The 21,714-nt window shown below is 63.7% G+C and carries 26 protein-coding genes and 2 pseudogenes; 10 read left to right on the top strand and 18 right to left on the bottom strand.

Annotated elements, in window-relative coordinates; translation table 11 throughout:
• The 4 genes from E3D03_RS17500 to E3D03_RS17485 all read left to right on the top strand — a co-directional run.
• Positions 1–415 (top strand): metalloregulator ArsR/SmtB family transcription factor (locus E3D03_RS17500; RefSeq protein ID WP_318013764.1); only part of this gene is annotated, 415 nt, incomplete at its 5' end.
• Positions 412–867: an SRPBCC domain-containing protein gene (locus E3D03_RS17495; RefSeq protein ID WP_263568010.1), complete on the top strand. Its 456-nt coding sequence runs from the start codon at positions 412–414 to the stop codon at positions 865–867. The genes E3D03_RS17500 and E3D03_RS17495, both read left to right, overlap by 4 nt.
• Positions 868–1,533: 666 nt before the next feature.
• On the top strand, positions 1,534–2,157 hold the full coding sequence (locus E3D03_RS17490) for a uridine kinase (protein WP_263568009.1): 624 nt from the start codon (positions 1,534–1,536) through the stop codon (positions 2,155–2,157).
• A gap of 5 nt (positions 2,158–2,162) precedes the next feature.
• The gene (locus tag E3D03_RS17485; protein WP_263568008.1) at positions 2,163–2,750 is read left to right on the top strand and encodes an ATP-binding protein; all 588 of its coding nucleotides are present in this window, start codon (positions 2,163–2,165) and stop codon (positions 2,748–2,750) included.
• Positions 2,751–2,963: 213 nt separating this feature from the next.
• Here E3D03_RS17485 and E3D03_RS17480 read toward each other — a convergent pair whose 3' ends face one another.
• Positions 2,964–3,293, bottom strand: coding sequence for a hypothetical protein (locus E3D03_RS17480; protein ID WP_018000055.1), 330 nt, complete (start codon positions 3,291–3,293; stop codon positions 2,964–2,966).
• A gap of 129 nt (positions 3,294–3,422) precedes the next feature.
• Between E3D03_RS17480 and E3D03_RS17475 the strand changes: the two genes are divergently transcribed.
• Positions 3,423–4,355: an NAD(P)/FAD-dependent oxidoreductase gene (locus tag E3D03_RS17475; RefSeq protein ID WP_263568007.1), complete on the top strand. Its 933-nt coding sequence runs from the start codon at positions 3,423–3,425 to the stop codon at positions 4,353–4,355.
• A 62-nt stretch (positions 4,356–4,417) separates the two neighbouring features.
• A protein-coding gene (locus tag E3D03_RS17470) for an IS5 family transposase (protein WP_263568006.1) occupies positions 4,418–5,175 on the top strand; the annotation gives its coding sequence in 2 pieces (ribosomal slippage) (positions 4,418–4,742 and positions 4,742–5,175; 759 coding nt in all).
• A 61-nt stretch (positions 5,176–5,236) separates the two neighbouring features.
• On the opposite strand, the gene E3D03_RS17465 is transcribed toward E3D03_RS17470, so the two are convergent.
• On the bottom strand, positions 5,237–6,619 hold the full coding sequence (locus tag E3D03_RS17465) for a sensor histidine kinase (RefSeq protein ID WP_263568005.1): 1,383 nt from the start codon (positions 6,617–6,619) through the stop codon (positions 5,237–5,239).
• Positions 6,620–6,629: 10 nt separating this feature from the next.
• Entirely contained in the window at positions 6,630–7,301 is a 672-nt protein-coding gene (locus E3D03_RS17460) for a response regulator transcription factor (protein WP_018000060.1), read from the bottom strand.
• A gap of 165 nt (positions 7,302–7,466) precedes the next feature.
• Here E3D03_RS17460 and E3D03_RS17455 point away from each other — a divergent pair, with 165 nt between their 5' ends.
• The 3 genes and pseudogenes from E3D03_RS17455 to E3D03_RS21415 form a co-directional block, all read left to right on the top strand.
• Positions 7,467–8,996, top strand: a complete 1,530-nt coding sequence (locus E3D03_RS17455) for an ArnT family glycosyltransferase (RefSeq protein ID WP_263568004.1) — start codon at positions 7,467–7,469, stop codon at positions 8,994–8,996.
• Between the two features lie 8 nt (positions 8,997–9,004).
• Positions 9,005–10,009, top strand: coding sequence for a glycosyltransferase family 2 protein (locus tag E3D03_RS17450; protein WP_081614999.1), 1,005 nt, complete (start codon positions 9,005–9,007; stop codon positions 10,007–10,009).
• A pseudogene (locus E3D03_RS21415) lies at positions 10,003–10,305 on the top strand (GtrA family protein); the annotation flags it as partial. The gene E3D03_RS17450 and the pseudogene E3D03_RS21415, both read left to right, overlap by 7 nt.
• Before the next feature lie 34 nt (positions 10,306–10,339).
• Here the strand turns inward: E3D03_RS21415 and E3D03_RS17440 are convergent.
• The 7 genes from E3D03_RS17440 to E3D03_RS17410 all read right to left on the bottom strand — a co-directional run bounded on the left by E3D03_RS17440 (position 10,340) and on the right by E3D03_RS17410 (position 14,568).
• Positions 10,340–10,579 carry a D-Ala-D-Ala carboxypeptidase family metallohydrolase gene (locus E3D03_RS17440; RefSeq protein WP_018000064.1) on the bottom strand — a complete coding sequence of 80 codons (240 nt, stop codon included), beginning with the start codon at positions 10,577–10,579 and terminating at the stop codon, positions 10,340–10,342.
• A gap of 72 nt (positions 10,580–10,651) precedes the next feature.
• Positions 10,652–10,927: a DUF6127 family protein gene (locus tag E3D03_RS17435; protein ID WP_026155384.1), complete on the bottom strand. Its 276-nt coding sequence runs from the start codon at positions 10,925–10,927 to the stop codon at positions 10,652–10,654.
• Positions 10,928–10,952: 25 nt separating this feature from the next.
• Entirely contained in the window at positions 10,953–11,273 is a 321-nt protein-coding gene (locus tag E3D03_RS17430; protein ID WP_263568011.1) for a phage head closure protein, read from the bottom strand.
• A gap of 2 nt (positions 11,274–11,275) precedes the next feature.
• Complete coding sequence (locus tag E3D03_RS17425) at positions 11,276–11,815, bottom strand: head-tail connector protein (protein ID WP_263568003.1); 540 nt, start codon at positions 11,813–11,815, stop codon at positions 11,276–11,278.
• Between the two features lie 68 nt (positions 11,816–11,883).
• Positions 11,884–12,324 (bottom strand): hypothetical protein, encoded by a 441-nt coding sequence (locus E3D03_RS17420; protein ID WP_018000068.1) that lies wholly within the window; start codon positions 12,322–12,324, stop codon positions 11,884–11,886.
• An 80-nt stretch (positions 12,325–12,404) separates the two neighbouring features.
• Positions 12,405–13,691 (bottom strand): phage major capsid protein, encoded by a 1,287-nt coding sequence (locus E3D03_RS17415; protein WP_263568002.1) that lies wholly within the window; start codon positions 13,689–13,691, stop codon positions 12,405–12,407.
• Between the two features lie 10 nt (positions 13,692–13,701).
• Positions 13,702–14,568: a head maturation protease, ClpP-related gene (locus E3D03_RS17410; RefSeq protein WP_263568001.1), complete on the bottom strand. Its 867-nt coding sequence runs from the start codon at positions 14,566–14,568 to the stop codon at positions 13,702–13,704.
• Positions 14,569–14,717: 149 nt separating this feature from the next.
• Here E3D03_RS17410 and E3D03_RS17405 point away from each other — a divergent pair, with 149 nt between their 5' ends.
• Positions 14,718–15,161 carry a hypothetical protein gene (locus E3D03_RS17405; protein WP_115754697.1) on the top strand — a complete coding sequence of 148 codons (444 nt, stop codon included), beginning with the start codon at positions 14,718–14,720 and terminating at the stop codon, positions 15,159–15,161.
• Between the two features lie 30 nt (positions 15,162–15,191).
• Here E3D03_RS17405 and E3D03_RS17400 read toward each other — a convergent pair whose 3' ends face one another.
• The 8 genes and pseudogenes from E3D03_RS17400 to E3D03_RS17365 form a co-directional block, all read right to left on the bottom strand.
• A complete protein-coding gene (locus E3D03_RS17400; protein ID WP_263568000.1) occupies positions 15,192–16,487 on the bottom strand; it encodes a phage portal protein in 1,296 nt (431 codons plus the stop codon).
• Positions 16,488–16,514: 27 nt separating this feature from the next.
• Positions 16,515–18,182: a terminase large subunit gene (locus E3D03_RS17395; protein WP_263567999.1), complete on the bottom strand. Its 1,668-nt coding sequence runs from the start codon at positions 18,180–18,182 to the stop codon at positions 16,515–16,517.
• An 88-nt stretch (positions 18,183–18,270) separates the two neighbouring features.
• Positions 18,271–18,741: a phage terminase small subunit P27 family gene (locus E3D03_RS17390; protein ID WP_263567998.1), complete on the bottom strand. Its 471-nt coding sequence runs from the start codon at positions 18,739–18,741 to the stop codon at positions 18,271–18,273.
• A gap of 51 nt (positions 18,742–18,792) precedes the next feature.
• Entirely contained in the window at positions 18,793–19,038 is a 246-nt protein-coding gene (locus tag E3D03_RS17385) for a hypothetical protein (RefSeq protein ID WP_216033314.1), read from the bottom strand.
• A complete protein-coding gene (locus E3D03_RS17380) occupies positions 19,035–20,411 on the bottom strand; it encodes a site-specific DNA-methyltransferase (protein ID WP_263567997.1) in 1,377 nt (458 codons plus the stop codon). The genes E3D03_RS17385 and E3D03_RS17380 overlap by 4 nt, the downstream gene beginning before the upstream one ends.
• A gap of 115 nt (positions 20,412–20,526) precedes the next feature.
• Complete coding sequence (locus E3D03_RS17375) at positions 20,527–20,916, bottom strand: HNH endonuclease (RefSeq protein WP_263567996.1); 390 nt, start codon at positions 20,914–20,916, stop codon at positions 20,527–20,529.
• An 87-nt stretch (positions 20,917–21,003) separates the two neighbouring features.
• Complete coding sequence (locus tag E3D03_RS17370; protein ID WP_263567995.1) at positions 21,004–21,384, bottom strand: DUF6362 family protein; 381 nt, start codon at positions 21,382–21,384, stop codon at positions 21,004–21,006.
• A pseudogene (locus E3D03_RS17365) lies at positions 21,381–21,714 on the bottom strand (hypothetical protein); the annotation flags it as partial. The pseudogene E3D03_RS17365 and the gene E3D03_RS17370, both read right to left, overlap by 4 nt.

Genomic DNA, 21,714 nt, shown 5'->3' with positions numbered 1-21,714 from the left:
AAAATCAGCCTCCGGCAAACCCGGCGCGGTTCATTCTCCTTCCTGTCTTGACACTTCAGTCAGCCTTAAATTAGGTAGCCTTATGGCTACGCGAAAATCCCCTATCCATCGCGTCTTCGGCGCCCTCTCGGACCCGACCCGCTTGGCGGTGGTCGAGCGGCTGGTGAACGGGCCCGCCTCGGTCTCGCAGCTGTCGCAGCCCTTTGCGATGGCCCGCCCCACGTTCCTGAAACACCTTCAGGTGCTCGAGGGCGCCGGCATTGTGACCTCGGAAAAGACCGGCCGCGTTCGCACAGTTAGCCTGTCGCCTGATGCGCTGGACTGGGTCGAAACCTGGGTTCATCGGCACCGCCTCCGGTGGGAACGCCGCCTGGACGACGTCGCCACCCTTCTGGACAAGGAGAGCAACGCATGAGTTATCCGTCACAATCGCACGAGACCTTCGCCATCGAACGGACCTATCCCAACTGCCTCGACCACGTCTGGGCGTGCTGGGCGCACTTGGACAAGAAGCGCGCGTGGTTCGGCGACGGCCTGCAGCAGATGGATTTTCGTCCCGGCGGCGCAGAATCGAGCGGATTTCAGGATAGCATGGGGGAGCACGCCAACGAAACGCGCTACTTCGAGATCCAGGACCGGCGACGCATCGTGTTCGCCTATTCCATGGCGCTGAACGGCCGGATTCACACCGTGTCGCTGGCGACAGTCGTATTTGCCGAGGCTGACGGCGGAACCCGGCTGACCTACACCGAACAGATGTGTGTCATCCCCCCTAGCGATGGCGTCGAGGGCCGCGAGCACGGCTGGAATGCCTTGCTCACAGCGCTTGAAGCCTACCTCGTCGCCGATACGCGGGCGAACGCATGACGCCAAGCTTGGGCGCATAGATCTGAGTCGACTTCGGCAGCCGCAGGACTTTGTGCAACTGTGCGCCGGTGCGACTCAGGCTCTGGCCTCCTGCGCAGCGTTTGCCTCTTGGGCGTCCTGAAGGGACGTCTCCTGGTGATCGCCGATTCCGTTCAGCTTCTGCGGCAACGCCCGCAAGGATAGCGGTTTTGGCTGGCGCCGAGTCCTCTCGTCTTCTTTACGAGGCAAGCCCTATTTTACCCAAGGCCGTCGACCGCTCCGCCTAATCGCCCATGATCTCATGGACGAAGACGTGATCCGGCTGCGCTACACGCCCGCCTAACCTTGTCGGAACCTCAGAACTGCGGTGCCGACTGATCAGAGTTTCCAACGGATTCGCTAAACTAGGCGTGAGTGGTCGTCCATTTAGATGAGGACGCCGCCACGCTTCTGAGCGCAACCTTGGAAAAATATCCTACCCGGCAATGGCTACTTCCGATAGCATGAATGCGGAAGATAGAAGGCGGCCCAATTGCCTGTCTCCTTGACTAGAGTTAGAGGGGAATCCCCTGGATCCCGCCTGACGCATAGAAAGCATCGGTCGACAAATGCGCATCGTGGGATGTGAGTGCGCACGTTCGGGGTCAGCCCGATGCGCAGTCGAATGAACCTGTAAGAAAAAAAGTCATGACGCAGTACCACCCAGCTGACCTCGGCGCATTGAGCGATTTGCTTTCCCTGAAAGCGGCTTGCAGCCGACGGCCGCTTTCGGTTGCCATCGATGGGCGCAGCGGCACTGGCAAATCGACGCTTGCTGCAGTCCTTGCTGCGGACTTGGGCGCGACGCTGGTCGAGGGTGACGACTTCTATGCCGGAGGAACGTCCATACGTGAGGAGCCTCCCGCCTGCTTGGTTCGCAGCTGCATCGATTGGGTACGACAGCGTGCCGTGCTTGAGAGCCTGCGCGCGGGTCATCGCGCCAGCTGGCGGGCATTCGACTGGGAGACGTTTGACGGAAGACTCCTCGACGAACCCACGTGCATTGAACCGAGGCAGATCATCATCCTCGAAGGCGTATACTCGGCTCGGCCGGAACTGGCCGATCTGATCGATCTTTCGGTATTGTTGAAGGTTGACGAACCTGTCCGGCGGGCTAGGCTTCTCGCCCGCGAAGGTGAGATGGGTGCCTGGGAGTACCAGTGGCAGGCTGCTGAGGACTTCTACTTTAAGGATGTCCGACCTGAACAACAGTTCGACGTTTTATTCACGGAGTCTGGTTTCACAGGCGCTGGCAGCGCTGCGGAGCGATAGAAACAATGATTATATGGATCGATGGACCGTTCGGCGCAGGCAAAACCACACTCGCCTCAAGGCTGTGCGAAAAGCGGTCCGACCTCCTCGTTTTAGACCCTGAGGAAATCGGTTACGTCGTCAAGACGGTCGTGGCGATGCCACCTAGCGGAAACTATCAGGACCTGCCTTTTTGGCGTCGGCTTACAGTTCAGGCGATTGCCGAGCTACGCGACCATTATCCTCAGGACATTGCAGTGCCGATGACCTTGCTGAACCCAGCGCATCGCGACGAGATCTTTTCCGCTGTTCGATCGATCGATTCAAATTTCATTCATTTCTATTTGGACGTCGACCGGGAGATATTGTGCGAACGCATCGTCGGGCAGAGCATGCATCCTGACGAGTCGAGAAATGAACAGATCCGAACCTGGCGGTTAGCGCAGGTGGAGTCCTGCCTAAGTGCTAAGGCGAGCCTCACGCACGAGACCCGCATTCTTGACAGCGGCCGCCACGATCCCGACACGCTCGCTGATATAGTGTTGAGGGTGATGAAGCGTCTGCAATTCGCATCGCCGAAACTGCGCGAGGACCGGAGGTGCTCTGCCCCCTGATAACAGGACCGTTTGAAAGTGGAGTTTTCAGCTAACTTAGCCGGCTGCGAGAGGAGCTGACGACAATGAAGGCGTCGAAGTTCACCGAGGCGCAGAAGGCGTTCATCCTGAAGCAGGGCGAGGCTTGGCGAAGACAGGCCGGAAAGCGGATCAGGAACCGACCCACTCTCCTTTCGCGATCCATTTCAGTGCCGAGATCGAGGGCATGAACATTTATTCTCCGCCGCGCAGGCGGTTGAAAGTGGTCACGCCGTTCACGCGGCGGCGAGCGGGTTCGTCCGGGATAGTGAAGGTGCCCGGCTCTTCGTGCAGGCCCACGATCGGGTCGAGTTCTTCCCCGAGGTCGATGAAGTTGCCGCGGTTGATCCACTCCTGCTGCAGGAACTCGATCGTGTCATAGGCGCGCGCGCTGATGAAGATGAAGAAGAGCCCGCGGGCGTCCTTGCCGTCATCCGCGGCTGTGACATCGGATGTCCATTTGGGGCCGAAGGTCGAAGGGCGGCGGATGATGCGCTTGATGTTCACATCCGTCAGGATCGTCATGCTGCTGTCGCGCGGGTTCAGTCGGCGGATATCTGAACGGTGAAACGATTCGCATCGACGGCGCGTTGCGGATGCGCTGAACCCCCTTGCCCCGCCCCGTCGCGCCCCACCCGCGCAGAAGGAGACCCGATGCCAGACGCCCCCGCCGCCGGACCGATTGACTGCCTGATCGTCGGGGGCGGCCCGGCCGGCCTGACCGCGGCCATCTATCTGGGCCGCTTCCACCGCAAGGTGGTGCTGGTCGACAAGGGCGAGGGGCGACTGAAGATGATCCCGCGGTCGCACAACCACCCGGGCTATCCGCAGGGCGTGGTCGGCGCCGACCTGCTGGAGAACATGGCCGACCAGGCGCGCCGCTACGGGGCCGATCTGCGCCGAGGGGAAGTCACCGGGCTGCGGCGCGACGGCCGGCTCTTCACCGCCCAGACCGACGCAGGCCCGATCACCGCCCGCACCGTCCTGCTGGCGACCGGGGTGGTCAACCACCGCCCGCCGGTCCCCGAGGACGTGCACGCCGACGCCGTCGACCGCGGCCTGCTGCGCTATTGCCCGATCTGCGACGCGTTCGAACAGACCGGCAAGCGCATCGGCATGCTGGGCGGCGACCGACACGCCCTGGCCGAGGCGCTGTTCCTGCGCACCTACAGCCCGGACATCGTGATGATCTCGCTGACCGGCGAGGGGCTGGACCCCGACGCCCAAGCGCAGGCCGACGCGGCCGGGATCAGCGTCGTCGCGGCACCCGTCTCGGGGTTCGACTTCTCGGGCGACCGGGTGGTGCTGACGCTGGCCGACGGCCAGACCGAGGTGATGGACACGCTGTATGCCGCACTGGGGTCGCACACCCGCAACGACCTGGGACGGATGCTGGGGACCGATCTGGTCGGCGGCCAGTGCTATGCGACCGATCCCCACCAGCGCGCCAGCCTGGACGGGGTCTATGCCGCCGGCGACGCGGTCGATGGGCTGGACCAGATCGGCACGGCGATGGGCACCGGCTCGCGCGCCGCGGTGGCGATCCACAACGATCTGCGCGACCAGGACGGGCAGACGCTCGACTAGGCTCCAGACCCATTGATTTCAGGCGTTTGGCATGATTCAGGCTCCGCAAGGAGACCTGATCGATGAGCAATCTTTACTGGCTGAGCGATGCCCAGATGGAACGCCTGAAGCCGTTCTTTCCCAAGAGTCATGGCAAGCCCCGCGTCGATGATCGCCGCGTTCTCAGCGGCATAATCTTCATCAACCGCAATGGGTTGCGGTGGTGTGATGCGCCGAAGGAATACGGGCCCGCCAAGACCCTCTACAACCGTTGGAAGCGCTGGAGTGACAACGGGGTCTTCGCCCGGATCATGGTCGGCCTGGCCGCTGAGAGCGCCGATCACAAGACGATCATGATCGATGCGACCTATCTCAAGGCACACCGCACGGCGTCGAGCCTGTGCGTGAAAAAGGGGGGCGCGCACGCCAGATCGGGCGGACAAAAGGCGGCATGAACACCAAACTGCACGCCGTTGCCGATGCCACGGGGCGGCCGATCGGGTTCTTCATGTCGGCCGGCCAGGTCAGCGACTACACAGGCGCCGCGGCTCTTCTGGGCAGTCTGCCGAAGGCGGGTTGGCTGCTGGCTGACAGGGGCTACGACGCTGATTGGTTCAGAGAAGCGTTGAAAGACAGGGGGATAAAGGTCTGCATCCCCGGTCGAAAGTCCCGCAGGAAGGCCGTCAAATACGACAAGCGGCGCTACAAACGGCGCAACCGCATCGAGATCATGTTCGGCCGTCTGAAGGATTGGCGGCGCGTCGCCACCCGATACGACCGCTGCCCGGAAACCTTCTTCTCCGCGATCATGCTCGCCGCAACCGTCTTGTTCTCGCTGTGAAATTCAATGAGTCTGGACCCTAGCATAACGGCGACCGCAAAAACGATTGCAATCAGGGGGGTTAGAAATCTTCGCGAGCAACAGGCGGAAACGAGACCAGAACGCACAGGCCCGGATGATTATCGTTCAGTGTCAACACCGCGCCATGCAATTCGGCAATCGCCCTGACCATACTGAGGCCCAAGCCATTGCCCGGGGTCGTGCGACTCTTTTCGAGGCGAAAGAAGCGGCGGAAAACCTTGTCCCGTTCCTCAGCTGGGATGCCCGGACCATTGTCGGAAACCTGAAGCAGGGCGCTGTCATCCACCCTCGACAGCGTGACCTCGATCCGCGTGTCTGATGGACAGTGACGCAGGGCGTTTTCAACGAGATTTGCGATCATCTGGGTGAGGAGTTGCTGATCGCCCTGAACCATCGCGTCCTGATCTTCGATGTCAAACCTCAGCGTTTGACCGTTTTCTTCGGCGACGGGACCGTAGGCGTCTTCGATCCGGGCGAGGATCGGGGCAAGAGGGGCTGCGGTAAACCGACCTGACCGCTGACCGGCTTCGATCTGCGCGATCCGCAGCAGGGCGTGGAATGTCTCGATCAGATCGTCGGCGATCTCCACGGCTTGTTCCGCATCTTCCCTGATCTCGGAAGTCAGGTCGGGCGTATTCCGAAGCACATCCAGCCGTTGTTTGAGGCGCTGCATGGGCGTGCGAAGGTCATGGGCGATATCGGCTGAAATCTGTTTCTGGCTTTCGACCATCTGCTGAAGCTGTGTGATGGTGCGGTTGATTTCATCTGCCATACGGGCAAGGTCATCGCCATCGCTGCCAGTGGTGGGGACGCGTCGATCCAACTGCCCCAATGCCACCGATTTCAGCGTCGTGGCGATCTGGGTCAGCCGCCGTTCGGTTTTGCGGCCGACAATGATCCCGGCCAGCAAACCGGTAAGCAGCAAGAGGATAAAACCTGCAACGAATCCGCGGCCTAAAACCTCGCGCAGCTCTTCAAGAAAATAGGTGCTTGTGCCCAATGTCAGCCGGTTCGGGCCGAGTTGCACCGAGTGAAGCAGATAACCCGTCACATCTTCATAGCGGGGCTTGTCGGCTTGGATTGCATTGACCGGGACGTAGTCGCTGCTGCCTTGCCGGTCGATGGCATTGACATTTCCGACCAGAACGTTGCCGTCCGCGTCCTGAAGCAGATAGATCCGATAATCCTCGAAGTTGAACCCGTCAAATCCGCCCAGCTTTGCCTGAACCGCATCCAGACCTTCGCTTTCGTAAAGATTGCCAAAACCGGCTGCATCGTCCGCAAGTTGGTCTAGCACCCACTCGCTGATTTCCCGATCCGCGAAGTGGTAAGTCAGACCAAAGACGAGGGCAGTGATGATGGCGTAAAGTGCGGCGAAACGCAGAGACAACCGCGCCGAGGTCGAGCGCAGGAAGTGAAACATGCCGAGATTCCTAGCCATGCAGGCTATACCCGGCCCCGCGGACGGTATGGATCAACTCGATCTTGAAGGGCCTGTCCACTTTGTTACGTAGCCGGCTGATATGGGTCTCGACGACGTTGGTTTTGGGATCGAAATGGAAATCCCAGACTGATTCCAGCAGCATCGTGCGGGTCAGTACCCGGCCAGCATTGCGCATCAGATATTCCAGTAGCTTGAACTCGCGAGGCTGCAGGTCCAGAGAAATGCCCGCCCGCGTGACCGTACGGCGGATCAGGTTCATTTCCAGATCGGCCACCTGTAAGACGGTTTCCTCGGCTTTCAGCGGCGGCCTGCGAGTCAGCGCTGCCAGCCGCGCTGACAGTTCCTGAAACGAGAATGGCTTGACGAGATAGTCGTCCGATCCCGCCTCAAGCCCCTCGACCCGGTCATTGATCCCGTCCATCGCCGAAAGGATCAGGATCGGCGTCTCGACTCCTGCGCCGCGCACGGATTTGATCAAGGTCAGCCCATCCAGACCTGGCAACATGCGGTCAAAGATCATCACGTCGTAACTGTTGTCCAGCGCCGACAGGAAACCATCGCGGCCATTGTCGCAGTGATCGACCAGATGCCCCTGCGCCCGGAGGCTGGAGGCAATGTAGTCGGCCGTTTCGGGATGGTCCTCGACCACAAGGACGCGCATGGCTGCTGCTTTCCGTATTCTGTCTGCCCGCAGGGATAGCCCACTGTGCGGTTGGGTCAAGACGTCGGGACATTACGGATTGGTATAGTTCCGGCAACGGCCCGGACAGATCGTTCCTGGTAGATAGCTGCTGACACGAACCGTCAGCCGATCGAGCAGGACAAGATGACAACAATAGACGAGGCCCATGTGCGCCAGCACGCGGCGGCGACCCGAACCCGCCCAAATGTGCGACCGACGCTGTGTGATATGCAGTTGGATAGCCCGACCCGCCGGTTTCTGGTGGCAGTTCTAACGGCGTTCGGGCTTCTGCGGCTCTGGGCAATGTTTGCCGTACCTTTCTCCGACACGACCGAGGCCCGCTATGGCGAAATCGCCCGCAAGATGGTTGAAACCGGGAACTGGCTGACACCGCAATTCGACTATGGCGTGCCGTTCTGGGGCAAGCCGCCGCTGCATACCTGGCTATCGGCAGGGGGAATGCAACTGTTCGGCGTGAACGAAGCGGCCGCTCGGTTGCCGATCCTGCTAACCGCTCTGGCGGTTCTGTTTCTCGTCTGGCTGTGGGTGCGTGATACCGTCGGGCGCAATACGGCGTTGGTTGCGATGACGGTGCTTGCGACGATGGCGATGTTCTTTGGCGCTTCGAGTTTCGTGATGACCGACATGCCGATGGTTCTTTGCACGACGCTGGTCATGGTCGGATTCTGGCAGGCGGTCGGTGATGGCAACAGGCGTTGGGGTTATGGCGTCTTTCTAGGGCTGGCAATTGGAATGCTGGCCAAGGGGCCGGTGGCGGTTGTGCTGAGCGGCATTCCCCTGATGCTGTGGCTGGCCCTGACATGGAACTGGCACCTGCTGCGCTTGCTGCCATGGGCGCGCGGCATGGCATTGCTGATAGCGCTGGTCGCGCCTTGGTATGTCGCCGCCGAAATCGCCACACCCGGATTCCTGCGCTACTTCCTCATCGGAGAGCATGTTCAGCGTTTCCTAACCCCCGGCTGGCAGGGCGATCTGTACGGGTCTGGCCATCGGGAAGCCAAGGGCATGATCTGGCTGTTCTGGCTGATGGCAGCCCTGCCATGGAGCTTGGTTGCCACCTTGCTACTGACCCGCCTGGACAAGACGGTCACAATGTTCCGGCAGGATCGCTCGGGCTGGCTGGTTTATCTGTTGCTCTGGGCATTGTCGCCTTTGCTGCTGTTCACGCCCGCATCCAATATTCTCGCCGCCTATGTCCTGCCCGGCCTTCCAGCTGCCGCTGTCTTGCTGGTGGTGCTGTTCACGCAGGTGTTCGAGGCCCAACCGAGCCGTGCAACTCGAACAGGATTTGCCATCGCGACATCGGTAATCTTCGCGTTTTTCCTGGCGCTGATCTCGGGCGCGGTTTTCGCGCCGCAGAAGATCCGATTGAAATCCGACAAGCGGCTCGTTGCGGCCGCCAGCACAGCGATGCCCGATGCGCCGCTCTATACCCTCGGCGGGCGCAGCTACTCGGCCGAATTCTATTCGCGGGGCAAAGCGCGCGCCATTGATCCCGCAGATTTCGCGCGACTGGCCGGCAGCGGTGCATCGGCGGCTTTCTCGGTGCCTCCGACCATGGCGTTGGAGGCGGCGACATTGGGTCTTGAAAACTTGGGAGAATATGGGCGGCACGTCCTGTTCGTCACCCGACCGACGAACGAGGTGAAATGATGGGCCGCATGCAGGATATCAGTCGCGAAACGGCAAACATGAGGCCGCGCGCACTCGATTCAGGGCCATTGGCGCCCGATCTATCCTTTGTCATTCCGGCATATAACGAGGCAGAAACAATCGCGGAAACGCTGACACGGGTGTCGCGCAAGGCGCGCAGGCTGGTGCTGCATTCCGAGATCGTTGTCGTCGATGACGGCAGCAGCGACGAAACGCTGGAACTGGTCACATCCGGCCAATGGGACCTGCCGGTTCGCCTGCTGCGTCTGTCGCGCAATTTCGGCAAGGAACAGGCGATCATGGCTGGGCTGCGTCATGCGACGGGCAAAGCCGTGGTAATTCTCGACGCCGACCTGCAAGAGCCTTTGCGCTATGTCGATACGATGCTGGAGCGCTACCGAGAAGGCTATGAGATCGTCTACGCCGTCCGCGCCCATCGTGATGACGAAAGCTGGTTGAAGCGCCGCTGCACCGCCGCTTTTTACCGCTTCCTGAATATCGGCAGCGAGGTGTCAATGCCTGCCGGAGCGCGGGATTTCCGGCTGATGGATCGAAAGGTGGTCGATGCGCTTTGCGCCCTGCCCGAAAGAAATCGCTTCATGAAGGGGCTTTATGCTTGGGTCGGTTTCCGCTCGCTTGCCATCCCGGTCGAGTTGCAGCCACGCGGCGGGGGCAGCTCCAAGTTCCGCTTCCGCGGGTTGCTGAAACTGGGCATGACCGGGCTGACCGCTTTCACCGACTGGCCATTGCGCATGTGGACCGGCATCGGAATGATCCTTGCCATGCTGTCGATCCTCTACGGGCTGTTTCTAGCCAGCCGCACGCTGCTGCTCGGCCATGCTGTGCCCGGCTGGTCCACGCTGGCAGTGGCGATCTTCTTCTTCAGTGGTATCCAGTTGATGTCCATCGGTGTGTTGGGCGAATATCTGGCGCGGGTCTTCAGCGAGGTGAAAGGCCGCCCCGGCTATCTGATCGCCGAGGATGTCACGATTGCCGCGTCACGCGAATGTTAGGCGAGGTCGTGCGGTTCGCCCTGACCGGGGGTGCAGCAACGCTTGTCCATCTGGGCGCCGCGATTGGCCTTGTCCAGTTTGGCATGCTTCCGCTGATGAGCAACGCCGTTGCTTTCGTGATTGCCTTCATGGTCAGTTTCTTGGGTCACCATCTGTTCACCTTCGCCGGACATGGCTCGGCCGTGACCCAGACCTTCGGACGGTTCGCTGTGGTGGCGGCAATCGGATTTCTAGCAAATGAAACCGTCCTGTTCCTATTGCTGGGCATCGGCTTGTTTCGTCTCGAAGCTGCCGTTCTGATCTCGACCGTCTTTGCAGCTATCTGTACGCTCATCCTGTCGCGCACTTGGGCGTTTGCAGGGAGCGGTTGTGCTCGGGGCTGCGATAGGCCGAGCGGACGATCAGCGGCTTGCCGAGGCGATCACGCAGCGCCTGCAGTCTGTCGAGCGGCGGCGCGTTGACGAGCAGCTTGCCAGTGCCGCGGCAGGCGATTTCGGCTGGGCTGAAGTTCGGCCAGCGCCAGGCACCGTCGGGCACGTCACGCCAATGACGGTAGAAGGTCGTGGTCATACGCGTCCTCCAAACGGAAAAACCCGCCTTCGAGGGCGTGTGTTCTGAACAATTGATCGACGGCAACGCGCATTACGGCCCGCTGCCAAAGATCCTGAGCTTGAGAACGATGCCGGCGAGCAGCGTCAGCATCACGCCGGTTGTGATCATGCGGACTGCCGTCTGCATCGCGGTGCGGCGCACCAGTCGGATGCAGTCCACCAGGGAGCGGAGGTCGCGGATGTCGAGCGCGGCTTCATCGCCATCGAGGCCAAGGTCAGCGAGGGCCCGTTTCGCGCCTTGCTCGGCGGCCCGGACCAACAATGCTTCCAGTTCGGCATCCGACCGATCAGAACTGTGCGGTGTCATCGGCGCCTCCCGCATCCTACGCCTCTCACGCCTCGGCCAGCATCTCGAGATAGGCGCCGCCCTCACTGGGCCGAGGGTCTTCCTTCAGGTCGAAGATCACCGCATCGATGACGGCGCGCCATTCGGAGGTGATGGCGCGGGTCTCGGCGCTGGCACGGATCGTCAGGATGGCCGGCGACTTCGAGACCAGCCGCGCTTGCATGACAGCCTCGGAGCCGCGCAGGTAATGGACATGGCACCACAGGGTGAAGCGATCTTCCCATCCCTGGATCAGCATCCCGTCCGGATCGCGGATCATCACCGCCTCCTGGAAGGTGGCCCTGCGCCGCAGGCGCCCGGCAACCATGCTCACAGCCTGATCCTGCGATAGGGGGCGAGCAGCGCATCCACGGCCATGGGCAGCGCCGATGGGGTGGTGCCCAGACTGACGGCCGCCCGGTTCTCATACCAATGGGCGATTAGCAGCAGCATGGCCTGGCGGATGGCGGCGGGGATCTCGGCGGGGGCGCCATAGCCCGCGGTGAAGGTGATCGCCGCAGGACGGCCAAAGCCCGCGAGGGGTCGCAACAACAGGCGTTGGTCCCGCCGGTCGATCCGGTAATCGAGATCGCCGCCCGCGGCATCGGTGAACACGGCGCTGTCGATCTCGCTGTCGGGAAACGGCAGCAGGATGGCTCCGGTGACGGCATCCAGACCCATCTGCCAGTTTTGGGTCACCAGGCAGCGGCCGAGGATGCCGGCCGGCCCGTCGAGCCAGGCGGTGGCAGCATCGATATAATGCTGGATCAGCAGGTCCTCGTCCTCGTGATCGACCCGAAGCTGCGCCTTGGCCTCTTCCAGCGTGATCGGCGTGGCCGCGGGCGCGGTGATGCGGGTCAGCGTGAACATGGGCAAAAACCCCCTGAGGCAGGGCACGGGCCGTCTTCACCGCCCGCGCAGTTATTGCAGCATCGACCTCAGGCCTGATCGGCCTGCGGGTTGATCCGGCCGTGACCCTTGATCACCAGGCCGGCAATCGGCGTGCCGGTGGCATGGGTGCCTTCAAGCGCCGCCAGCAGCTTCAGGTAGCGTTTGGTTCCGACATAGCCGAAGCGGTAAACGGCGGCGGTGGCGTGGGCCTCGACCAGCGCCTTGATGATGCCGCCTTCGCCCACGGTCGGGACACCCAGCAGGTCGGCTGCGGTCACCGCCTCATAGCTGCTGTCGTCATCGGAATGGGTCAGGATGAACTCGATCCTGTTGGTCGAGGTGAAGGTGATGCCGCCCGCGCCAATGGCGAGAATGATCTCGGCACCGTCATGACCGCGCAGATCAATGGCCACGGGGGTGCTGTCGTCGGTGAGCGTGGCCACGTCGATGGCCGCGGCCACCGAGAGACTGGAATGCAGATCCTTCATCGGATCCTCCTGTGCAGGAATGTGGGTGGGAAGACGCGGGCTGAACCCTGCCGCGCGCGCGCCTTGGTTCAGCCGGGCGATCAGCTGGCCGCGATCTTCAGCAGCTTGATGGCATCAAAATTCTGCACCCCGCCACCGACGCGCTTGGTGGTGTAGAAATGCACATAGGGCTTGTTGGTGAAGGGATCGCGCAGCACCCGGATGCCGAAGCGGTCGACGATCAGATAGCCGCGCCGGAAATCCCCGAAGGCGATCGGGAAAGCTCCGACGGCAATATCGGGCATGTTGTCGTCATCGCTGATCGGATAGCCGAGCAGCGTCGCCGGCTGGCCAGCCTGGACCGGGGGCTGCCAGAGATAGAGTTCCTCGGTCTTCGACTTCAGCTTGCGGATCGCCGCCTGCAGCGAGCGGTTCATCAGGAAGCGCGCATTCTGCCGGTAGCCCTGCTTCAGCCCGTAGACGAGGTCGATCAGCGCATCGACGCCGTTGTGGCTGGCATCGGTCAATGCGGCCGCGACGCCCGAGGCGGTGTAGCCGATCTTGCCCCAGACGTAAGAGGCATTGGCGACCGTGTCATAGGCCAGGATGCCGCGGGGCCTGTTCACCCCGTCGCCGGTGATGAAGGCGGCAGCCTCGGCCTCGGCGAAGGCGGTCGAGACCTCCTCTGCCAGCCAGGCAGCGATATCGACACGGGCATCGTCGAGCAGGGTCTGGGTCGCGGCCGGGTTGGCGTAGATCTCCATCGCCGGGAAAGCCAGTTCAGCGAGCCTCGGGCTGGCGGTCTCGGGGCGGGCCTGACGCTCGCCGACCCAGCCGGCCGCAGCGCCCCCCTGATTGACCAGCTTCTTGTAGCTGCCGGCCGAGATCGAGATGACACTGGCAATCGCGCGCATGGCCGAGACCGAGCCCAGCACCCGGTCGATAATCTGTTCCATCTGGTCGGGGACGACATAGCCGCCATCGGGATCGCTGTCGGTGCGGAGGGCGGCCTTCACCTCCAACTCCCGCAACCCGGCCTCGACCCCGCGGCGGAAGAACTGGTTGAAGGCGCGGGCGTGCTCGCGGGTCTCGGGGCTGTCCGCCCGATCCGCGCTGCCACCACCGCCGCCGAGCCTGGCCGCCGCCAGCACGGCATTGGTCTCGTCGAGCGCGCCCTGAAGCCGGGTGATCTCTGCATTGATGCGCTCCACCTTCTCGGCCTGCACGACATCGGCGAACTTCGCGTTGATGCCGTTGATCTCGGCCTGATGCTCGTCCTTGAAGGCGGCGAAGGCGCGGTTCAGATCGGCAAGGATGGCGTTCGCGTCGCCGGTCTCGGCGCGCACGCGAACGGCCCCGTGGATGCGGGGGGATTTCTGGATGCCCATGGGCTTCTCCTTATGAGCGGATGGTATCGATGAGCTGCCGGATGGCGCTCAGGGGGATGCCAGCGTTTTGCGTGGCGGGTTCGGCAGCGTTCCGCGTGCCGGTGAGGTCTCTCAGCATCGCGCGCCGCGCGGATCGCGGGATACCTTGCTGGGCCAGTGCCGCGTCTATGCGGCGCCGGGCCTGAATGTCGGGGCGCGACTGCGCGCCGCTCTGCGGTGACCGCGCGAGCGGGCCGGCGGCCGAACCCTCGACCATGCCGTCGGCCATCCCGGCCGTGATGGCCTCCTCGGCGCCGAGAAAGGTCTCGGCATCCAGCAACGCGGCAATCTCGACCTGTGGCCTGCCACTGCGGGCGGCATAGATCCCGGAGAGCGCGGCATCGAAACTCTCGAAGAGCGCAGCGGCCTCAGCCATATCGTGGCGATTGCCGATCACCACGCCCCAGGCATTGTGCAGCATCAGGAAGCTGCCGGGGCTCATGTGGATCTCGTCGCCGGCCATGGCGATAATCGAGGCCGCCGAGGCCGCGAGCCCCAGCACCTCAACGGTGACCGCGGCCGGATGGGCGCGCAGCAGGTTGTAGATGGCAATGCCCTCGAACATGTCGCCGCCCGGCGAGTTGATCTGCACCGTCACCGCCTGCGGGCCGATCCTGCTGAGCGCCGCTGCGATCCGGCGCAGGCTCACCCCGCCGCCCATATCATCCTCGCCGATCACGTCGAAGATGGTGATGGTGCTGTCGCTCTCGGTGACGGAAGTGACCTGCACAGCGACCGGCATCTCGGCCCAGCGGACCAGCGCGTCCGATGGCGCATCGGCCTGGAACGCCGCGGGGCGCGGCAAGACCGGTCCGGCCGGAAGATCACGCAGGCTCATCAGATGGTCCTTTCGGATGTGTGCGGCTCATAGCTGAGCAAGAAAGACCGGCAGTTTCCTGCCGCTCTCCGCGCCTCAGGCGCTTGTGATGGATAATCAGCGGCGGTTGTCGTTTATCTGCTCAACCAAGAGTATGACGGAGCAGACCCATGCGTATTTTCCAGAAACTGGCCGTATTGGCCGTCACCGCCGCCACCGTGGTCGCTGTGCCGGCCTCGGCAGACCCGGGACGGGGCAAAACCCATGATCGTGACCACTTCCGGACCAGCCAGGCAAGACACTGCCCGCCGGGGCTGGCGAAGAAGAACCCGCCCTGTGTTCCCCCCGGCCAGGCCAGAAAATATGACGATCGCAGGGATTTTGATCGTCACCGGCACCATGAGCGTCGGCGGCACCATGACCGCTACGGGGTCCGGATCGGCGATATCCTGCGGATCGACGATTACCGGGTCATTCGCGATCCTCGCAGGATGAATCTCGAGACCCGTGACGACTGGCGCTATTACCGCGATGGCCATCGCGCCTATCGGGTTGATCGCGAAACACGGAAGATTCTCTCGGTCATCGAGTTGATCGACGCCTTTACGAACTGAGGCAGCGCCGGCTGCATTCCAGCCCCGAGATCAGGGATCGGCTTGGGCGTCGGGATCGATAGATTTGTTCTCCGCCTTCCCGGCTTCTGCGGTCATGTTCGGCGGCGGGTAATAGACATCACCGCCGTCACGTGGATTCTGGTCCTCGAGGGTGCGGATCTCGTTGGGGCTCCAGACGCCCCATTGCAGGCCCTTCACATAAGCCTCCCAGCGGGCCCGAATGTCGCCCTTGACGAGGGCGGCGCGGTTGAAGCGGGCATAGAGCAGATCATCGGCCCCGATCAGATCGCGGTCGATCGTCTCTTCCCACATGGTCAGGTGATCCTCGAGCGTATAGGCCACGAAGCCGATCGACTGCTGTTCGATGCCGGTGCCCCAGCTGGTGGATTTCTCGGTGTCGCCGATCATGTGCGGCGGCACCCCGAAGAACATGGCGATGTCGCTGCGGCTGAACTTGCGGCTCTCGATCCATTGCGCATCCTCGGCGGTCATCGCGATACGGGCGTAATCCATACCTTCCTCGAGAATGAGGTGCTTGCCTTCCTGGTCACCGCCGGCGCGGAACGCCTCGAGCCCGGCCTTGAGATTGGCCACCGCCTCGGGTCCGAGCTTCTGCGGGTGCCTGAGCACGCCCGAGACCCGGGCGCCATTGCGGAAGGTGGTGGCGCCGTGATCCTCCATCGCCAGCGCCAGACCGATGGTCTCGCGGGCATAGGCGATTGGTGAGACACCTCGCACCCCGTCCAGCGTCAGCCCGACCAGATGCAGCACCTCGTCCTGCGCCAGCCGCAGACGCCTTCCATCGGGGCGGGTATAGAGAAAGCTCAGCGCCAGGTCCTTGTCCTGCACCACCTCGACCCGATCCGGATGCAGCGGGATCAGCGCCTGCACCGAACCGCGGGAGCGGACGATCATGGCATAGGCATTGCCGCGCAAGAGCAGATGCGCCTGCAGCATCCGGCGGAACTGCGATGGCGTTTGCCAGCGATTGGGCCTTCGCCGCAGCAGCTGCCAGATCGGGGCATCCGAGGCATCCTCGCGGGTCCGGGCATCGACCCGGCGCTTGATATGCAAGGGCAGCGTTGCCACCGCGCCGGAAATGATGCGCACGCAGGCATAGACTGCCGCCACCCGCATGGCGCTGTCCGGCGTCACCGCCATGCCGGAGCCGCTGGCTGCGCCGGCCCGCAGCGCCGCATCCAGTTCGGCGGCAGAGGTGATGACCAGCCCGCCGCCGGCTTCATGGATGGCAGCGCGTGGCGACGGGGCGTGCGGAGGTGAGGCCGCAGGCGGGGCGCCTGCAAACCAGCGGGACCAGAAGGACATGGGCATTCTTTCCGTAAGACGGGTAGCCTACAGCACCAGGATGCTGCGGCTGTCATAGACCGAGCGGCCGGCATTGACGTCGCGCAGGAGCGCCCGGCCGAGGGCGTTGCAGATCGCGACAATGCCGTCGATGCGCTCCGAGGAGCGTTCCTTGTCCGGCTTGATATTGCCGGCCGGATCATGGCGCACGGCGACATTCGAGGCATTCCAGCGCAGCACCGGATGGCCGCCATGCCACAAGAGCCGCGACACCGAGAGCCGCTCAAGTTCCGCGGTCGGCGCCGCCATGCTCAGAAACCCCTGACCGAACTGCACCAGGTTGATCCCCTCATCCTGCAGATGCTGGACGATCTCTCCGGCGAAGGTGCGGTCGTAAGAGAGCTCGCGCAGATCGTAGCGCCCCGCCAGGCGGATGATCTCGGCCTCGATGAACGCGAAATCCGTTGCATTGCCGGGGGTGGCATCGAGGAACCCCTGATCACGCCAGGTGGCGTAAGGCACCCGGTCGCGCTTGCCGCGGCGAAGGATGTCCTCCGCCGGCACCCAGAACCGGGGCAGCGCGATCCATTTCTCCGCGAGATTGCCCAAAGACGTGTCCCGTGTCGGCGGAAACAGCAGCACGAGGGCAGAAAGATCATTGACCCGCGCCAGATCCAGCCCGCCATAGCATTCCCGGCCCAGCAGCTTCTGTTCCAGATCATCGAGACCGGTGCGGATATCCTGCCAGTCCGTTCCATCGGCGGGTCCGCCCTGGGCCCAGACCTCCATGTCGAGCCAACGGGTGACTTGCTCGGTCCATTCGTTCAACCGCAGCCGCCGGATGGCATTCTGCTGCGCCGGCATCTCGCGCGCCTCGTCGATCTGACGCTTCAGATCGTCGCGTTTCACCGTCACCCCGAGGCTGGGATTGGCTTTTTCCCAGACCTGCGGATCGGTCCAGTCGTCGCCCTCGTCGATGGTGGCGATGAAGGCAAACCAGCTGTCGGCCGCGTCATGCGGCACGCTGCCTTCCAGCGCCTTCACCGAGAACTCGTGATGCTGGCGGCAGACCGAATGCCGGTCGTAACCGGCCGTCGTGATCTCGACGATCAGTGGCTGACGTCGCGCCCCGGTGGCGGTATTGAGCTTCTGGATGATCTCCGGTCCCGGATGTTCATGGACCTCGTCGACGGCGGCCAGGTGCACGTTCAAGCCGTCCATCTTGCTGGCATCCGCCGAGAGTGGCCGGAACCACGACGCGGTGGGCAGGACCGCGAGGTTGTTGACGGTGCGGGTGACCCTTGCCGTCAGGGCCGGGCTCGCCGCCACCATGCGCTCGGCCTCGCCGAAGACGATCCGCGCCTGATCGCGGGTGGTCGCCGCGGCATAGACATGGGCGCCGGCCTCGCCATCGGCGATCAGCGCATAAAGCGCGATGCCCGCAAGCAGCGCCGATTTGCCGTTCTTGCGGGCAACCTCGACATAAGCCGTCCGAAACCGGCGCAGCCCGTCTGCGCGTTTCCAGCCGAAGACTGCGCCGACCACGAAGGCCTGCCAGGGCTGCAGCACGAAGGACTTTCCTGCCCATTCCCCGGTCGAGTGCCGCAGATGGGTGAAGAACTCGATCGCGTGCGTTGCGGCGGCGCGATCCCAGGCGAGACCGCGGGGCTTGCCGGAGGTCAGATCTGCCAGATGCCGTGCGCAGGCCAGCTTCACCAGCCGGCCCGCGGTGATCGTTCCGCCGGTGACTGCCTTTGCGTAGGCTGTGACCGGACAGGCCGGCAACTTCCGCCCGGTGCCGGTTTTACGCCTTGCTGCCACGGTTCAGATAATCCTCGAATGGATCGCGACTGTCAGTGGGTTCGGCCATGCGTACCCGGCTGCGGCTGGAGGGCGTCATCCCGAATTCAGCTTCGATCTGTCCCATCTGTGCCAGGCATTTGTTGGCCACCGCCAGAAACGGGTTCTGGATGATATTGCCACCCACGGTCTTGACCACCGGGCCGCGGCGCTTGACTTCGGCTTCGGCCTCGAGCCAACGCCGCCAGATGACCACGTAGCGCGCCAGCGCCCCCACATCGAGCTCGGTCATCACCCCGTGGCGGGCCAGCAGCCCCGCCATCTCGGTGAACTTCGCGGCCGCCGCCGCCTCGAGGTGATCGGGTGGCGGTGGTGTTGCCACAACCGGCTTCGGCTCATCGGGGTTCATCCGATGCGGCCGGGCTGTGCCCTTGACCAGTTTGAGCTGCGTCGGCAGCGGCTTGCGACCCGCCATGACCCTTGTCCTTTCCGGCTGTTCTCCTCCCGCAATGCTGATGAATCGGGCTTATCCCCGGGAGTCGGACTCGTGCTCACCGCCACCGACCCGCATAGCCTCGAACACCCGCCGCAAGGCGAAGGAACGCACTATCGATACGATGGTAAAAATCCCGCCCATCGCCATGTTCTGCGTCAGCGTGACGTGCAGCCCGAAGAACGGGAAGATCAGGATCTGCGTGGCGACGGCAACGCCATATCCGACGGTGACATTGGCGATGGACTCGACCAGCGACATGAGGCGTGATTGTTTCATGCTGCCTTGCTCCGGCGGCGCTTGCGGGGGGCGGCGTCACCCTTAGCGTCGTCATCCGCTTTCTCGGCCCCGGCATCATCGCCCAGCCGCTCGACCGTCACCTCGGCGAAGGTCCGGCCGTCGCCGTCGAGGATCGCATCCTTGCCGGTCTCGGCCTGCCAGCGCTCCACGGCGACATCGACATAGGCCGGGCTGATCTCCATTGCGAAGACGCGGCGGCCATTGGCCTCGCCCGCCATGATCTGCGAGCCGGAGCCGGAGAACGGCTCGTAGCACAGCCCGCCGCGCCCCACATGCTGGCGCATCGGGATGCCGAAGGCGTCGAGTGGTTTCGGCGTCGGGTGATCGGGCCGCTCGTCCCTGGCGAAGCTGGGCATCTCCCAGGTCGAGGGCAGCGTCTCGTCCGCCACCTTCGGCGGGCGGTTCGGGCGGCGCCAGCCCATGAGGCAGGGCTCGTGCTTCCAGAGGTAATGGGAGCGGGTCAGCACGCCGCGATCCTTCACCCAGATGATCTGCTGATGGACGAAGGCGCCCGCCTTCTCCCAGCAAGCCTCCAGCATCGCCTGCCGGCGCGAGGCGTGCCAGCAATACCAGGCGGCATCCTCGGCGATGGCTTCCGCGACGGCTGCCGCAATGAAACCGTCGTAGAGTTCGGCACCCTGCGAAGAATCGTCCCAGGTCACGCCATAGGACTGGCTCCAATCCTTGTTGCGCGTCGGGTGGTTGGAGCCGTCGTAGTCCACCAAGTACGGCGGGTCGGTCGCGAATAGCACGGCTCGCTCGCCGTTCATCAGGCGGCGCACATCTGCAGCGCTGGTGCTATCGCCGCAGAGCAGCCTGTGCTCACCGAGGATCCACAGATCGCCAGCCCGGGAAACCGGGTTGCGGGGCGGCTCGGGAATGACCACGGGCGGCGTCGAACCTTCACCGTCCTCCTCCGCCCCCGACAAAAGCCGGTCGAGTTCCCCGTCTTCAAACCCCATGATCCCGAGGTCGAACCCGGCCTCCTTCAGGTCGCTCAGTTCCAGCGCCAGCAGCGCCTCGTCCCAGCCCGCATTCAGCGCGATGCGGTTATCGGCCAGCACCAGCGCCCGGCGCTGGCTCTCGGTCAGGCCGGTCAGGGTGATGGTCGGCACTGTCTCCATGCCGAGCAGCCGTGCCGCCAGCACCCGGCCATGACCCGCGATCAGCGTGTCATCCTCTGCAATCAGCACCGGGTTGGTGAACCCGAACGCGCGGATCGATCCGGCGATCTCGGCCAGCTGGGCTTCGGAATGGCTGCGGGCGTTGCGCGCGTAAGGCACGAGGCGATCAAGCGCACGATATTCGATGACAAGTTCGCGATCGGACACGGCTGTATTTCCTTGTTGCATGGGCCGCTACCCCCCCCTCGCCATTTTGGCCAAGGATGCAGAAAGCTTGGCGCCTGGTCCTGGCGTCGAACGCTCCAGAGATCTGACCTCCCCCCGGGGAGGCGAGGGGCTCGGTTCAGCGGCGCGGATTGCCGAAGCCGCCGTCCTCGCGCGCGGTCTTGCGGCTGTGGCAGCTTGCGCAGAGGGCCTGCCAACCGTCCGGGTCCCAGAATCGATCCGTATCGCCGTGATGGGGGATGATGTGATCGACGGTATTGGCCGCGCTCACCAACCCCTGTCGCTGGCATTCCGCGCAGAGCGGGTGGCGGGCGAGGAACATCTGCCGCGCACGCTGCCAGCGGGCGGACTTGTAGAGCGCCCTGACCGCGGGGTCGCGGTTACGGTCAGCATCGCGGTCGCGTTCACGCTTGTCGCGTCGCCCCACCGGGCGATGGATCGGCGGGCGCACAGGCATGGGGCTCGCGAAATGGATGGAATGGGTGTGGGAACGATCGGTGGCGCTCATGGCGCTCTTCTCCCGATCATGCCCTGCTTGTAGCACGGATCTGTTGCATGTGTCGAACAGAAAAGTGTTGCAACACTCTGGACTCGTTCACGCATTCAGCCGCGCGGCGATCTTCGTCAGCGCCAGCTGCCAGCGCCGCCACGCCGTCGTCCGGTCGCAGCCCATCTCGCCCGCGATCACCTTCCACGGCACACGGGCCGCGCGGGACCAGACCAGCCGCCGCTCGGCCTCCTCGATCCACAGCACCCAGTCGAAGGTCTGCTCGAGCCGGGTGATGGCTGCCGCCGAAGGCCAGACGCGCATCGGCTCCGGTTCCATGGCGGCGATCTCGCGGGGGCTGCGCAGTACCTGCGGCCAGCCGCTGAAATGCCCCCGTGCCTTCACCGCCGGCAGCTTGCGCAGGGTGCGGAACGCCTCCTCGAAATGATCGGCCACGTCATCGGCGGTCCAGGACTCGTGCTGCGTCATGCGACACCCCCGTTCGTCTCGATCGCCCAGAGCAGGATGGCGATGGCATCGGCCTCGTTGTCATCCGCGGGACTGAAGCCACGGGCGCGGGCCGCATCGATCATCGCCTGCTTCGGCGCATTGCCCTTGCCGGTGGCGTGGCGCTTGATGGTGCCGACCGGCACGCCCGCATAGGGCACGCCGCGCAGTTCCGCCCATGCAGTCAGCGTGGCCATGAGCCCGCCGTAGATATGGCTCGCGTCGGTGCCCGCGTGGCGGCGGACTTCCTCGAACCAGATGGCGGCGACAGGACCGGACAGCCGGTCGATCTCGGTCAGCCAGTTGGTGAAG

Origin of the sequence: Paracoccus sp. DMF (assembly GCF_004407025.1) — a bacterium.
Taxonomy (GTDB): domain Bacteria; phylum Pseudomonadota; class Alphaproteobacteria; order Rhodobacterales; family Rhodobacteraceae; genus Paracoccus; species Paracoccus aminovorans_B.
Note: the sequence above shows the minus strand (reverse complement) of the source record. Positions and strands in the feature narration are given on the sequence as shown.

Bases quoted from the DNA above. Each gene is read 5' to 3' on its own strand.
- E3D03_RS17495 (WP_263568010.1), top strand. From the start codon at position 412: ATGAGTTATCCGTCACAATCGCACGAGACCTTCGCCATCGAACGGACC.
- E3D03_RS17490 (WP_263568009.1), top strand. From the start codon at position 1,534: ATGACGCAGTACCACCCAGCTGACCTCGGCGCATTGAGCGATTTGCTT.
- E3D03_RS17485 (WP_263568008.1), top strand. From the start codon at position 2,163: ATGATTATATGGATCGATGGACCGTTCGGCGCAGGCAAAACCACACTC.
- E3D03_RS17480 (WP_018000055.1), bottom strand. From the start codon at position 3,293: ATGACGATCCTGACGGATGTGAACATCAAGCGCATCATCCGCCGCCCT.
- E3D03_RS17475 (WP_263568007.1), top strand. From the start codon at position 3,423: ATGCCAGACGCCCCCGCCGCCGGACCGATTGACTGCCTGATCGTCGGG.
- E3D03_RS17465 (WP_263568005.1), bottom strand. From the start codon at position 6,619: ATGTTTCACTTCCTGCGCTCGACCTCGGCGCGGTTGTCTCTGCGTTTC.
- E3D03_RS17460 (WP_018000060.1), bottom strand. From the start codon at position 7,301: ATGCGCGTCCTTGTGGTCGAGGACCATCCCGAAACGGCCGACTACATT.
- E3D03_RS17455 (WP_263568004.1), top strand. From the start codon at position 7,467: ATGACAACAATAGACGAGGCCCATGTGCGCCAGCACGCGGCGGCGACC.
- E3D03_RS17450 (WP_081614999.1), top strand. From the start codon at position 9,005: ATGCAGGATATCAGTCGCGAAACGGCAAACATGAGGCCGCGCGCACTC.
- E3D03_RS17440 (WP_018000064.1), bottom strand. From the start codon at position 10,579: ATGACCACGACCTTCTACCGTCATTGGCGTGACGTGCCCGACGGTGCC.
- E3D03_RS17435 (WP_026155384.1), bottom strand. From the start codon at position 10,927: ATGACACCGCACAGTTCTGATCGGTCGGATGCCGAACTGGAAGCATTG.
- E3D03_RS17430 (WP_263568011.1), bottom strand. From the start codon at position 11,273: ATGGTTGCCGGGCGCCTGCGGCGCAGGGCCACCTTCCAGGAGGCGGTG.
- E3D03_RS17425 (WP_263568003.1), bottom strand. From the start codon at position 11,815: ATGTTCACGCTGACCCGCATCACCGCGCCCGCGGCCACGCCGATCACG.
- E3D03_RS17420 (WP_018000068.1), bottom strand. From the start codon at position 12,324: ATGAAGGATCTGCATTCCAGTCTCTCGGTGGCCGCGGCCATCGACGTG.
- E3D03_RS17415 (WP_263568002.1), bottom strand. From the start codon at position 13,691: ATGGGCATCCAGAAATCCCCCCGCATCCACGGGGCCGTTCGCGTGCGC.
- E3D03_RS17410 (WP_263568001.1), bottom strand. From the start codon at position 14,568: ATGAGCCTGCGTGATCTTCCGGCCGGACCGGTCTTGCCGCGCCCCGCG.
- E3D03_RS17405 (WP_115754697.1), top strand. From the start codon at position 14,718: ATGCGTATTTTCCAGAAACTGGCCGTATTGGCCGTCACCGCCGCCACC.
- E3D03_RS17400 (WP_263568000.1), bottom strand. From the start codon at position 16,487: ATGTCCTTCTGGTCCCGCTGGTTTGCAGGCGCCCCGCCTGCGGCCTCA.
- E3D03_RS17390 (WP_263567998.1), bottom strand. From the start codon at position 18,741: ATGGCGGGTCGCAAGCCGCTGCCGACGCAGCTCAAACTGGTCAAGGGC.
- E3D03_RS17385 (WP_216033314.1), bottom strand. From the start codon at position 19,038: ATGAAACAATCACGCCTCATGTCGCTGGTCGAGTCCATCGCCAATGTC.
- E3D03_RS17380 (WP_263567997.1), bottom strand. From the start codon at position 20,411: ATGCAACAAGGAAATACAGCCGTGTCCGATCGCGAACTTGTCATCGAA.
- E3D03_RS17375 (WP_263567996.1), bottom strand. From the start codon at position 20,916: ATGAGCGCCACCGATCGTTCCCACACCCATTCCATCCATTTCGCGAGC.
- E3D03_RS17370 (WP_263567995.1), bottom strand. From the start codon at position 21,384: ATGACGCAGCACGAGTCCTGGACCGCCGATGACGTGGCCGATCATTTC.